Below are 12,461 nucleotides of genomic sequence, written 5' to 3'. Positions count from 1 at the left end.
AGGCATTAAAGCAATGATTTATGAAAGTTTTGTGTCGGTAATAAAAGTTTAACCAAATTGTCGTTTTTGTTTGGTTTTGCAGAAAAAATGAGTCGCTCTCTAACGTTCGTTAGTTTGGAAAGAAGAAAGCCCACAAACGTGGGCTTGGATTACGCTTAGGAGTTGAAAGCATGGACTAAAGTTATCCATTCAGTGCCTTCACAAGAAACCTAGTTTAGGGAGCAATAAACGAGCATGTATTATCGGGCCACAAGAGCGGTCGAATTCACTTACGTTTGCATCATATCGTTCTTTGGCTTATTAAATTATGGGCTGCAGTAAGTGTTTGGTTCAAATAGGATTTGTTGTCGTGACGATTATCAGACTGGTTATCAGACTAATGCCAGTATGATGCCACCAACGGTAAGTGCCGCAGAAAGGTATTGACCCGCAGAATATGAGCCATCCTCTTCTTTCTCGATTTTATCGGGGTGATCCATGCCAAGCGCACCATGTGTGAAAGATTCGACCTTTTCACCAACAGATTTATCTTCTGCTTCTATTTTTTTGCTGTCGTGCTCGATTTGTTGCAGAGCGGCAAGTAGCGCTTTGCCTTCGGTCGAAAGCGTCACCTTATTGTGTTCGACTTTCAGCGGCGAAGCACTAGTTTCTTCTTGTGCAATACTTGCTTGTTTAGAGGCGACAGGTTGTTTGGCATAGCTATTAACAGAAGTGCTTCCTACTGGATTCATCGAATACTCCTTGGAACATCGACACTCGGTCACTGAGTGCGGGTAAAAAGCAGTTATATTTTTATCGGCGGCAAAGTTTATTTCTGAAGCTATTTGGATAAAAACAGGTCTGCTTTTGCCGCTTCTAGTTTCTATTGGTGATCATTAGCAAAAAATAGACCAGCAGGAAGCAGACCCTTGTCACTCTATGAACTCGAAGCGGTGTGATGATGCAACGCAACGGCAAGGTAGTAACTTAAATTGAAGACCAGCTACTTACATTGAAGATCGTTATTGCGTTTAGTTAGATGTTGATATGCCGCCATGCGGTGAGCATCTTGTACATACCGTACTGGTGGTGCGAGAACCTCTAACTGATAGTCTGTATTATCAGAAAGCACGTTATCTGTTGGGCTAATTACAACCACTTTTAAGCTCGGGTTGCGGCTTAAGATTGATGCTGCCGTACCCAACCCTTGCTCGGTGTGAAACTTGCCCGCAACATGGACAATCTGAGCGCCTGGGTTGTCGTCTAGATAGCTAACGATAGATTCCGCCATAGTTTCATCCCAAGTAACTTGAGCTGCAAACTGTTTTTCCGTCTGCTCTGGCTTACCGTGATGCATGGATGCCATGAACTTTTCTTTGTACGGACTACTACCAGTGTTGATGGCTTGTGCAATGAACATCCGCTGATCATCATCGAGCTTGTTAATGTAATCTAGCCCTTGTCGACCAATGCATCGGACAATGCTCTTTGGTGCATTTGCTGCAATGACCGGGAGATTTTTCTGCTTAGCAAACTCCACGAGAGGGCGATAGTCGCTTTCATAATTGGGCCAAGCGTTGGCTTGTTTCATTAAGTACTGTTCGCCGATCTCCCCACGTAGGTAAGCGTCAACAACAGGTTGTTTGTCGCGGGTAAATTGTTCCATAGATAACGCGAGTGAGCGGTCGTAGGACGTAAGTTGTTTGAGCATATCGGTTTGAAAGCGATGAATGCCGGCGTGTGTGTGCCATTCACCAATAAGAATGACATCTGCTTGTTGCAGCTCAATTGGCAGTTTGCTTAGAGCGATGTGCTCGCCAGAAGGGGTGTATAGTTGGTAGTCGTAAAAACTAGTGACTTCCGCTGAGGTTGCGTGAGAGTTGGTGTGCGTATATGAAGAGCAACCAGTAAGTAAGCCTGCAAAGAGCAAGCTCAAAGTAGAAAAGCGCATTGAAAAGCCTCCAAAAATGTCCGGATGATATTAATGGAGGCTGAGCAATGAATCAATATAAATGATAACTATTTGCGTTTGTTGTTTTTTTGACGTATTAATTGAGTGTTTTTTTGCGATATACACGCAACATAAAATCAGCCTCACATTGGAAAAGTGTAGCGGATTTCAACTCTTCACGAAGAGCATCGGTTGCTTTCCATGCGAATGGCGTCATTTGCAATAAATCGACTGCGGCTCCGTTTTTCAAGTCCATAACATAGTTAAGATGCTGCTGGTGCTCTAATTCAAACCCTTCAATATGTTCTGGTTCTTCATTGTGAAGACGAACTTCTTGATAAATCCGCTCACGCAGTTGGTATAAGTGGCGACTAGCAGGAGTAACCGTGACAACAACGCCGTCGTTTTTTACAACGCGCTGCAGCTCCTCAGCTTTACAAGGGGCATAAATGCGCAAAATGGCATCTAAGGATTCATTTGCGAAGGGAAGTCGGTGACTAGAAGCCACACTAAAGTTGCAGTGCGTGTAACGCTTCGCCGCGTAACGAATGGCAACTTTGGAAATGTCTAAGCCATAAATCGTGGCATGGTTCGCTTGTGTTTCTATCGTCTTTTGTACTTGATCTGTGTAGTAACCTTCACCACAACCAATATCTAATAATTGATGAGTGCTCCCCTCAGTGTATGTTGCACACAGCTGCGCCACTTCTTGGCGCATTGGGTTGTAGTAATCTCCTTCAAGGAATCGACGACGAGCTTGCATCATCTCTTTGTTGTCACCAGGATCTTTAGAACGTTTGTGGTGCGCTGGCATCAAGTTAACGTAGCCTTCTTTTGCTAAGTCAAACTGATGATTGTTTTCGCACTTAAACGTTTTTTCATTTAACGCTAGAGCTTGGTGGCATAGAGGGCATTGATAGTTCATGACGATCTCGAACAGAAAGTAGGGCGGCAAATTCTATCAAAAAGCATGGTCTCAAGTGAAACAAAAAGAGCCGACTGGGTCGGCTCTTATTAAGTATTAGTGGAAGAAGTCGACTTGCTCTTTCAAGTTCCGTGCTTGTTGTTGAAGTTCAATGGCACTTTGCGAGGTTTTTGCGCTCGTGTTGCGGCTTTCTCGGTTAAGTTCACCGATAGAATGGGCATTTGCTGCAATTTCTTGTGAAACTTGAGCTTGTTCTTCTGAAGTCGCTGCAATGGCGTCGGCTTGAGAGGCTATCGACTGCACTTGTACTGCGATGGCATCTAATGCTGTGCCCGCGTCTTGTGCTTTGTCCAAGACCTGGTTTGCACTGCGTTGGCTGTCTGTCATCATATTAACTGCATTATGAGTCGACCCTTTTAGTTTCTCGATAATTTCCACGACATCTTGAACTGAGCTTTGGGTTCGGTGCGCAAGTGTGCGCACTTCATCTGCTACAACAGCGAAGCCACGGCCTTGATCACCTGCTCGTGCTGCTTCAATAGCGGCATTCAAGGCAAGTAAATTGGTTTGCTCAGCAATTTCATCAATCATTTTAGTGACGGTTTGAATACTCTCGCTATCGCGATTTACTTGCTCGATAGCCGTTGCTGATTGATCCAATTGATCGTTAAGTTGAGCAACGTCGATACATACGCCTTCAACAATCGCGAGACCAGACTGGCTATCGGTATTTGCTGAGCGTACGTTTTCCGCAATGCTTTCGACTTGTTGTGCGACAGATTGAGCGGAAGAGGCCATCTCTTCAATCGCTGTCACAACTTGCTCGACTTCTTGTTGTTGTCGGTCGGCTTGGGTCAAATTGCTATGTGCATCGTTGGCAACGCTGGTGGAGTTGCTCTCCACTAAGTCGCTTGTTGAACGGATCTTACCGACAAGTTCATTGAGCTGACTTGCCATACTGGCGACACCCGAGCTCAGGTTCGTAATTTCATTCTTTGATGCTTTACGAGACGCTGGGATGTTCAAGCTGACTTCGCCGCCGGCTAAGCGAGTCATGTATGAGTTTAGAGTCGTGAGAGGTTGTAAGCTGTGATTCAAGAAAAGTGTCAGTACAACAAAAGTAATGATTGCCGCTACCGAAGAAATGATGGCAATGAGTGTGAGAAGCGTGTCGCTACCTTTTGTAACTTCTTTGATAAACGTACCGCCTAGCAGTTTCCAGTTCCAACCTGGAACCTCTGTGTAGACAAGATACTTTTCGCCTACGTTACCTTGGTACTCGAAAGGGTAGCGAATTAATCCACTAGATTGTTCGAAAATCTGACCAAAAGGCTTGTGACCATTGTAGTCGGCGACTTCTAGTATTGACGAATCTGAGCCGCTTTTTGCTGGATGAAGTAGGTATTTACCAAGATTGTTGTCGTCGTTATCAACGATAATGGTGTAACCAGTGTCGCCCCATTTTATCTCTTCGAGTGCATCGAATAAGGTTTGTGTCGCTTGGTCTACTGGTAAGCCAATAAACGATAGGCCTACTACCTTTCCTGTCGCATCTTTGATTGGGGCATAGTAGGTAATGTAGCGCTCGCCATACAATTTAATTTGAGCGTAATACGGTTGTCCTGCTTTAAGTTGCTGATAACCAGGATGGTTGATGCCTAGCGTGGTTCCGACCGCTCGTTGACCTTGTGGATCTTTTAGGGAGGTGGACACCCGAATAAAGTCGTCACCCAACGGTGCGAATAGCGTTGCTATAGCGCCGGTATCACGTGTGAAACTGTCGACCAACTTGGTGTCATTAATTAAGCTTTCACTGTATTGAGTGATGTTTGGTACTTCATGTCCCATGAAGTCAACCGTGTAATTTTCGACATAGACACCGGCAAGGTAGCCATTGCGAAAAGTAGATTCGAGGACTTTAGCGGTGTGCAGGTAAGCATCGAATTGGCCAGCAATGGTTTTTGCCATTGATTCTACTTTAGATTGGTGTTCTTTCAGTGTGCTTTCCAATAGAACATCGGAAGCGTTGCGGTAAACAAGCGCTGCAATACTGCTGAAAGCAATGAATAGACACAAAGTAATCACCAGTTTCAACTGGAATCCGACACTTTGATTTCGGTATCTCTCTAACATAGACTAATTCCTGATATTTTTATTATTTATGAGTTTTGTATCGGTATGCTATCGGTTTATATGATCAATTTTTTTGATATTTATTAATGAAACCGTCAAAAGTGACCAGTAACCAATAAGTTAGTAAAGATAGGACCATCTAAGCAGAGCTTTTATTACAAAAAAAAGCCGGGTATCCCCGGCCTTTATATGGTGATTCTTACTGCGCTGAAATGACAGTGACAAGTTCATGTGTCTCACCTGGTTGGAGCGTTTGACCTTGCTCAATACTTGGTGCATGAACAGCAGACTCCACACACAACATGGTTTGATAACCATCGTCAGCCATGTCACCCATGCTTTGCGCACCTTCTGCCCAAGGGTTCCATAATACTGCTGAGTTGTGGCCTTGGTTGTGTACGCTTAGCGTACGATCCAATACCGGGTCTTTTACCAAAATTTTCGCTTCTGGTTGCGTGTAAACGCGATCAATGGTGTCAGTTAGTTGTAGAACATTACCACCTTGGCATACCGCATCAGCTTTCAAGCTATCAATGTACTCGGCACCCATGCCTGTCGTTTGTGCTTGCTTAATGTCTCCAACGTTTAGGTAAGTATGTAATGCGCCAGAGAAGGTCCAAGCCTCGTCATCAATGTTCATGACTTTGAGCGTCACTTTTAGCTCATCGCCCACTTCAATCACCAAACGAGCGTCAAACATATGGGGCCAAATATCGTGGATTTCTTCTGTCGGGAACAGAGCAAGTTCAACAATCACACCGTTATGGTTCTCACGATGTTCAACCAACTCCCATTCTGCGGTGCGGGCAAAGCCGTGAGCTGGAGCAGCAATACGCCCAAACCAAGGCCAACAAACCGGAATACCACCGCGAAGAGCAGCTTTACCATCGAAGACAGCTTTTTCGCTCATCCAGATCAGATCTTCTTGACCTACAGGCGTGAACGACACGACATGACCACCGTGTAGCGAGATGCCTGCCGTTGCTTTGTCATGAATCACGCGGACGATTTTTATCTGATCAACTTCAACGATAGTGACGTTATCAGATAGCACCGTTAGGGCTGGGAGAGTTTTTAAATCCATGTGTAGTTTCCTATCGCTGGGGAGAGCTTTTAGACGCGCTTCGCACATTAAATGCAACATCGAGCCTGTATTCTCTCAAATTCCAGATACAAAAAAGGCGACTCTAGAGCCGCCTTTTCTTTAACGAAGTTATTCGCTAATTGCTAACTTTCTAATTACTTAGAGATGTGAGCGATTAGGTCTAGAACTTTGTTTGAGTAACCGATTTCGTTGTCGTACCAAGATACAACCTTAACGAATTTGTCAGTTAGCGCGATACCAGCTTTAGCATCGAATACTGAAGTGCAAACTTCGCCGATGAAGTCTTGAGATACAACTGCATCTTCAGTGTAGCCTAGAACGCCTTTTAGTTCGCCTTCAGAAGCTTCTTTCATCGCTTTACAGATGTCTTCGTAAGAAGCACCGTTAACTAGGTTAACAGTTAGGTCAACTACAGAAACGTTAGCAGTTGGTACGCGGAAAGCCATACCAGTTAGTTTGCCGTTTACTTCTGGAAGTACAACGCCTACAGCTTTAGCAGCACCAGTTGAAGATGGGATGATGTTTTGAGAAGCACCACGACCACCGCGCCAGTCTTTAGCAGAAGGACCATCTACAGTTTTTTGAGTTGCTGTAGTTGCGTGAACTGTAGTCATAAGACCAGATTCGATACCGAACTTGTCGTTAAGAACTTTAGCGATAGGCGCTAGACAGTTAGTAGTACAAGAAGCGTTAGAAACGATGTCTTGACCAGCGTAAGTGTCGAAGTTTACGCCGTTAACGAACATTGGAGTAGCGTCTTTAGAAGGACCAGTTAGTACAACTTTTTTCGCGCCAGCAGTGATGTGCTTACGTGCAGTCTCGTCAGTTAGGAAAAGACCAGTTGCTTCAGCTACAACGTCAACACCGATTTCGTCCCATTTTAGGTCTTCAGGGTTGCGCTCTGCAGTAACACGTACAGTTTTACCGTTAACGATTAGGTTACCGCCTTCAACTTCAACAGTACCGTTGAAACGGCCGTGAGTTGAGTCATACTTAAGCATGTATGCCATGTAATCTACATCGATAAGGTCGTTAATACCTACTACTTCGATGTCGTTGCGCTCTTGCGCTGCACGGAATACGAAACGACCGATACGGCCAAAACCGTTAATACCTACTTTGATAGTCATTATAGTTGCTCCACAACTTAATTTCTGATTAAAGATAACTGGTAGTAAAATTACAGAATCCAGTAAACATCTGCAAGTGATAATCGGACTTAACTTGTTTAAAGTCAAAAAAAAGCGACGCTTTTTTTAACAATTCTTTGCAAATGTACGTTTTTTAAACTTTTAACTGATTCTTCTGTAGCCCAGTTGGCGTAATATAACTGGTGAGATAAGTGCTCTTATCAAATTAATTACGCATGGTGTCCTGGTGAGAAAGTATGTGCTACAACTGTTAAGAGAAGCAAGTTTTTTGCTAAAAAAGTCAATACCAAGAACAGTAAATAAGGAGCCGAAAGTCGTGGAACAAAGCGGGAAAAAAGTGACGAAGTCAGATGAACAGTGGCGTGAGCAACTGTCTGATGAAGAGTTCCGTGTTTGCCGAGAGCAAGGTACAGAGCCTCCTTTCAGCGGTAAGCTACTGCATAATAAGGAAACTGGCGTTTATGCTTGTACTTGTTGTAATGCCCCTCTCTTTGTCTCTGATAACAAGTATGACTCTGGCTGCGGATGGCCAAGTTTTGATGCGCCTATCAACGATCAAGCGGTGCGCTATTTAGAAGATCTAAGTCACGGAATGGTACGTACAGAGATTCGTTGTGCAACGTGTGATAGCCATCTAGGGCACGTTTTTGAAGATGGCCCACAGACCACAGGAGAGCGTTTTTGTGTTAATTCTGTGTCGTTAATTTTCAACAAATCAGAATAATAACGACAAAATTGTGCTCGAGATGTTTTATCCTTTCAGGATGATTCATGCTCAACGGTGATCTGAGTGTCGCTCGACTTAAATAAAAACTCCCGCTCATTGCGGGAGTTTTTCGTTTATATCTCACTGGGTATCATTGCTGGGGAATAGATACCTTTCTCTATGGCTTTCGCCACCGATTCGGCTAATTCATCCAACTGCTTATATCGCTCTGGATGACTGAAATTGAACATACGTTGGAGCTGCTTTTCATCAGCAAGCGGTACGTCGAATCTCTTCGCGACCATTGCCCATAGATACGCTTGCTCTTTGTCTCCAAGCCCCTGATGAATACTTGCCATTGACTTGAGAATGACCGGATTGATGTTGTCTTCATCAGATAAAGACAACGCGTTATTAAGAAGCTCCAGGGTTTTCTTGGTATCTCGGTTGGTATAAAAAGTGGCTAATGCATATTGCATCTCAGCATTATTTAATTGGGGAGACCCTTCCATTTGTAAAAATGCGCGCCGAGCTTGAGTATCTCCCGTTTGAGACCATAAGAAATACAAAGTAGCCGGGTCTTCTGAGCCTTTTAACTCGTTTACAATGCGCTCTAGCTCATCAATACTGTGTACCAATGCATTAAAGCGTTGTCTTTTGAGAGCACTTTGATCAATAGGGGTGATCTGGGAGGCGAGTTCTAAGCATTTCCTATATCCAGCGACCAGACCGTATTCGATGATTTGGTTGGCCTCTGATGGGTTTTTCAATTGCTCAAACCGATGCCAAACCAAATTTGTTCTTGGAATTCGACATTGGCCGTCATCCATATTGAGCTGCTCGCAACGCAGCTCTGGTGTTTTTTGGCACAACTCTTCGGTTGTCACGTTACCTTCAAAACAGCCCGATAGCGCAAAACATGCGAGGCTGAGAAGTAACCAGTTTGTTCTTTTCATGGCTTTGCTTGTGATCCGTTACACCAATTCATTTTCGTATTCTTGACTCAGTTTCTTAACCCGTTATGTTCTGTAAATAGAATGTAATAAGAAGGTACACTATGGACGCAGAACAACTATTACAAGCGATGACTCCAGAAGTTTATGATCGCTTAGTCTATGCAGTAGAAACGGGAAGATGGCCTGAGGGTACAACACTTTCTAAAGAGCAGCGAGATTCGTGTATGCAAGCTGTGATGTTGTATCAATCAAAACATAATACTGATGCGCAGCATATGACGGTTGCAGCCGGTGGTGAAATCAGTTTTAAATCAAAACAAGAGCTTAAAAAACAATTCAGCGGAGAAGAGAGCGATATTGTTCGTGTCAATCCGAACATTGATTAATCCTTACGCCTTATTTCTCAAAATTTTATTATTTTGATTTTGAAAGAAAAAAGCCCAAATTGTATTGGGCTTTTTAGATCGCAGAAAGCTTGAACTTACAGGCTCATTTCACCACGCAGTACTTGTTGCATTCTCGCTTTTACTTCTTCGTAAGAAAGGTTTTGGCTTAGAAGGTAGTGTAGTTTTGCCAGCGCCGCTTCGGGCGTCATGTCAAAGCCACTGATAACACCAGAGTCTGCGAGCGCACAACCTGTGGCATATCCGCCCATATTCACTTTACCTGCCAAACACTGAGTTAGGTTTACGACAATAACGCCGCGCTCAGAGGCTTCTTTCAGGTGACCAAGCAGCTCAGGGTTTTGAGGAGCATTGCCGACACCAAAAGTCAGAAGAATCATCGCATTCACGGGCTGACGAAGCGTGTTGCGGATAACTTCGTGTGAAATACCAGGGTACATGGTGATCACACCGATTGGTTGTGGCGTGATGTTGTGAACCTTAAACTCACCTTCTGGTTGTGCACCAACGGTTACGCTGTTGCTAACTTGAATATTGATCCCAGCTTCCAATAGTGGAGGAAGGTTTGGTGAAGTAAAGGCATTAAAACCGTCAGCATGAGATTTTGTGCTGCGGTTACCACGCATCAATTGATTATTGAAGAACAAAGTTACTTCGTTGATCGGGTAGTTTGCCGCAATATGTAGCGCGTTTAATAGGTTTGCTTGGCCGTCAGAACGCAGCTCTGCGAGAGGGATTTGTGAACCCGTTACAATCACTGGCTTACCAAGGTTTTCAAGCATGAAAGACAATGCGGACGCTGTGTACGCCATGGTGTCAGTACCATGTAGGATAACGAAACCATCGTATTTGTCATAGTTGTCACGAATATCATTCGCAATCTGCTGCCAGTCAGCAGGTGTCATATCTGATGAGTCAATCAGAGGGTCGTATTCGTGGATGGTGTAATCCGGCATTTCAGGACGATGGAATTCGGGCATGCTTGCTAATTGCTTTTCCATAAAGCCAGCAACAGGCACATAGCCGTGGTCGGATTTTTGCATTCCGATGGTACCACCGGTGTAAGCGATGTAGATGTGTTTTCTAGTCATCGTTTTTTCTTTCGTGTAGGGGAACAGAGGCGGGGATTATATACCTAAATAACCTTGAGATGCGAGGCTATACGCACAGCATCAGAAAGTCATCTGAGGAGATGCAAAGCCTAATAAAAAGGGCACTTCAAGTAGAAGTGCCCTTTGTAATATTGATGGAAAAACTACTGCACTTGGCAGTTCAAACAAAATGCGTATTGACCTTTAGGATCGTTGAAGCTTTGGAGCAAGCTTGCGTCTTGTTCGAATTGTTGAGCTACGGGTTGAAGACTTTTTGGTAGCAAGCTTGTTGCATCAATACCTAGAGAGACTTTCACCTGTTTCATAAACTCTTGTAGAAATAGTTCAGTAGGTGAAAGAGGCTCTTCTACCCAGTAAATGCCGTAATCGGTTACGTTCGCTAGTTTCGCCGCTAGCTCTACAGCATCATCAAAGTCACCCATTTGATCGACAAGACCAAAGGATAGTGCATCTTGGCCAGTCCAAACTCGACCTTGAGCAACTTTGTCAACTTCCTCTAGAGACATATCGCGATTCTCGCCAACTAGAGAAATAAAGCGCTTGTAACCGTGCTCGATACCTAATTGGAACACTTGAGACGCGCCCTCAGAAAGGCCAGTGGTAATACCGTCACCTGAGAACGGCGATGTGCCAACGCCATCAGTATTAATACCTAACTTGCTAAAGCCTTTTTCAAACGTGGTGATGACACTAAATATACCAATGGAGCCCGTCAGGGTTGTTGGCTGAGCAACGATTTTGTCTGCGCTCATTGAAATCCAATAACCACCAGAAGCGGCCAAACTCGACATGGATACAACAACCGGCTTACCTGCTTGCTTCAGAGCTTCTACTTCGTTACGAATCACTTCAGAAGCAAAGGCACTGCCTCCTGGACTATCTACTCGTAATACGACCGCTTTCACTTTTTCATCATTGCGTGCTTGACGCAGCAAGCTTGCGACTGTGTCACCACCAACAGTTCCGCGAGGTTGTTGACCGTCCATAATCGCGCCACTTGCTAGAACAACGGCGATGTCGTGCTGAGGTAGTGTGTAATCGGGACGAATCGTTGCAAGGTAGTCGTAGTAACCAATCGCGTTGTAGCTGTCTTTGCCGTCGCTACCAAACTGTTTTGCGAATAGAGTGCGAATGTCTTGGCGTGTAGCAAGTTCATCCACTAGCCCCAATTTGACTGCGAGCTGAGCAATATCGCCATTTACAGACTTCATCTCGTTAATCAGCTCATCCATGGTTGGATTAAGCACTTTCGCATCAATGTTTCGGTTTGTTGTTACGTCATCAACAAAAGCACTCCACAATTGAGTAACCCAGCGTGTTGCTGACTCTTTCGCCGCATCGGACATGTCATCACGAATAAACGGTTCGATAGCGGATTTATAAGTACCTACGCGAAAAACATGAGTAGAAACGTCAAGCTTTTCAAGTAACGTTTTGTAGTACATTGAGTAAGCGCTGTAACCTTTAATCAATACACCACCATCAGGTGCCAGATAAACTTTGTCAGCGTAACTTGCCAAGTAATATTGGCTTTGGTTGTAGAAATCACCTACGGCGTAAACGGGTTTGCCTGACGCTTTAAATTCGTTCAACGCTTTCGCGATGTAACGTAGTTTCGTGAGATTTGTTTCTGGCATGTCTCGCAGTGCTAGCACTAATCCAGATACTTTAGGATCGTCTTTCGCGTAGCGAATAGTATCAACGATATCGAAAAGGACGTTTTCTTTCGGTAACTCATTACCCAAAAGGGAACCAGCAAAAGAGTCCATTGGGTTTACATAACGTCTTTGTTCGACAATTGGGCCTGAAAGGTTCATCACCAATGCCGATTCTTTTTCGACGACAGGTTGACCGTCTCCGGTATAAGTAAAGGCAAAGTAGAAAACGGCAATCATCAGCAAGAAAATTAGGTTTGCCAGTGCGAGTCTGATGAAAGTGATACTTTTCCATATCCCTTTAAATATCAAACCAATAAATTTGAAGAGTTTTTTCATCTTGTCTCCATAACGAGATAGTTACGCCGAGTCTAACAAAGTATG

11 protein-coding genes are annotated in these 12,461 nt (G+C 44.2%); 2 read left to right on the top strand and 9 right to left on the bottom strand.

Annotated features, from left to right (window positions below; genetic code table 11):
* Positions 1-371: 371 nt before the first annotated feature.
* From MTF70_RS01200 to gap, 6 genes are all read right to left on the bottom strand, one after another.
* Positions 372-731, bottom strand: a complete 360-nt coding sequence (locus MTF70_RS01200) for a hypothetical protein (protein WP_053349598.1) — start codon at positions 729-731, stop codon at positions 372-374.
* 251 nt (positions 732-982) lie between these two features.
* Positions 983-1,930, bottom strand: coding sequence for a ChaN family lipoprotein (locus MTF70_RS01195; RefSeq protein WP_053349599.1), 948 nt, complete (start codon positions 1,928-1,930; stop codon positions 983-985).
* Positions 1,931-2,027: 97 nt separating this feature from the next.
* Complete coding sequence (gene rlmA, locus MTF70_RS01190; protein WP_062730495.1) at positions 2,028-2,855, bottom strand: 23S rRNA (guanine(745)-N(1))-methyltransferase; 828 nt, start codon at positions 2,853-2,855, stop codon at positions 2,028-2,030.
* Between the two features lie 96 nt (positions 2,856-2,951).
* Complete coding sequence (locus MTF70_RS01185) at positions 2,952-4,988, bottom strand: methyl-accepting chemotaxis protein (RefSeq protein WP_248393825.1); 2,037 nt, start codon at positions 4,986-4,988, stop codon at positions 2,952-2,954.
* 199 nt (positions 4,989-5,187) lie between these two features.
* The gene (locus tag MTF70_RS01180; RefSeq protein ID WP_025767193.1) at positions 5,188-6,072 is read right to left on the bottom strand and encodes a D-hexose-6-phosphate mutarotase; all 885 of its coding nucleotides are present in this window, start codon (positions 6,070-6,072) and stop codon (positions 5,188-5,190) included.
* Between the two features lie 155 nt (positions 6,073-6,227).
* Positions 6,228-7,223 (bottom strand): type I glyceraldehyde-3-phosphate dehydrogenase, encoded by a 996-nt coding sequence (gap, locus tag MTF70_RS01175; protein WP_005380697.1) that lies wholly within the window; start codon positions 7,221-7,223, stop codon positions 6,228-6,230.
* A 337-nt stretch (positions 7,224-7,560) separates the two neighbouring features.
* On the opposite strand from gap, the gene msrB reads away from it, so the two are divergent.
* Positions 7,561-7,968, top strand: coding sequence for a peptide-methionine (R)-S-oxide reductase MsrB (gene msrB / locus MTF70_RS01170; protein ID WP_005380698.1), 408 nt, complete (start codon positions 7,561-7,563; stop codon positions 7,966-7,968).
* A gap of 116 nt (positions 7,969-8,084) precedes the next feature.
* Here msrB and MTF70_RS01165 read toward each other — a convergent pair whose 3' ends face one another.
* The gene (locus MTF70_RS01165) at positions 8,085-8,906 is read right to left on the bottom strand and encodes a DUF2989 domain-containing protein (protein WP_047104411.1); all 822 of its coding nucleotides are present in this window, start codon (positions 8,904-8,906) and stop codon (positions 8,085-8,087) included.
* Between the two features lie 101 nt (positions 8,907-9,007).
* Here MTF70_RS01165 and MTF70_RS01160 point away from each other — a divergent pair, with 101 nt between their 5' ends.
* On the top strand, positions 9,008-9,292 hold the full coding sequence (locus MTF70_RS01160; protein WP_005380700.1) for a DUF1315 family protein: 285 nt from the start codon (positions 9,008-9,010) through the stop codon (positions 9,290-9,292).
* A gap of 95 nt (positions 9,293-9,387) precedes the next feature.
* Here the strand turns inward: MTF70_RS01160 and ansA are convergent, their stop codons facing one another.
* Both ansA and sppA read right to left on the bottom strand, forming a co-directional pair.
* Positions 9,388-10,401, bottom strand: a complete 1,014-nt coding sequence (ansA, locus tag MTF70_RS01155) for an asparaginase (protein WP_054577621.1) — start codon at positions 10,399-10,401, stop codon at positions 9,388-9,390.
* Between the two features lie 164 nt (positions 10,402-10,565).
* On the bottom strand, positions 10,566-12,416 hold the full coding sequence (sppA, locus tag MTF70_RS01150; RefSeq protein WP_005380705.1) for a signal peptide peptidase SppA: 1,851 nt from the start codon (positions 12,414-12,416) through the stop codon (positions 10,566-10,568).
* Between the last annotated feature and the right edge of the window lie 45 nt (positions 12,417-12,461).

The organism is Vibrio sp. 2CM40D (assembly GCF_023161825.1).
Lineage (GTDB): Bacteria > Pseudomonadota > Gammaproteobacteria > Enterobacterales > Vibrionaceae > Vibrio > Vibrio alginolyticus.
This window is presented reverse-complemented; position numbering and strand designations above follow the sequence as displayed.

Coding starts and splice junctions, on each gene's coding strand:
- MTF70_RS01200 (WP_053349598.1), bottom strand. CDS start 731: ATGAATCCAGTAGGAAGCACTTCTGTTAATAGCTATGCCAAACAACCT.
- MTF70_RS01195 (WP_053349599.1), bottom strand. CDS start 1,930: ATGCGCTTTTCTACTTTGAGCTTGCTCTTTGCAGGCTTACTTACTGGT.
- rlmA (WP_062730495.1), bottom strand. CDS start 2,855: ATGAACTATCAATGCCCTCTATGCCACCAAGCTCTAGCGTTAAATGAA.
- MTF70_RS01185 (WP_248393825.1), bottom strand. CDS start 4,988: ATGTTAGAGAGATACCGAAATCAAAGTGTCGGATTCCAGTTGAAACTG.
- MTF70_RS01180 (WP_025767193.1), bottom strand. CDS start 6,072: ATGGATTTAAAAACTCTCCCAGCCCTAACGGTGCTATCTGATAACGTC.
- gap (WP_005380697.1), bottom strand. CDS start 7,223: ATGACTATCAAAGTAGGTATTAACGGTTTTGGCCGTATCGGTCGTTTC.
- MTF70_RS01165 (WP_047104411.1), bottom strand. CDS start 8,906: ATGAAAAGAACAAACTGGTTACTTCTCAGCCTCGCATGTTTTGCGCTA.
- MTF70_RS01160 (WP_005380700.1), top strand. CDS start 9,008: ATGGACGCAGAACAACTATTACAAGCGATGACTCCAGAAGTTTATGAT.
- ansA (WP_054577621.1), bottom strand. CDS start 10,401: ATGACTAGAAAACACATCTACATCGCTTACACCGGTGGTACCATCGGA.
- sppA (WP_005380705.1), bottom strand. CDS start 12,416: ATGAAAAAACTCTTCAAATTTATTGGTTTGATATTTAAAGGGATATGG.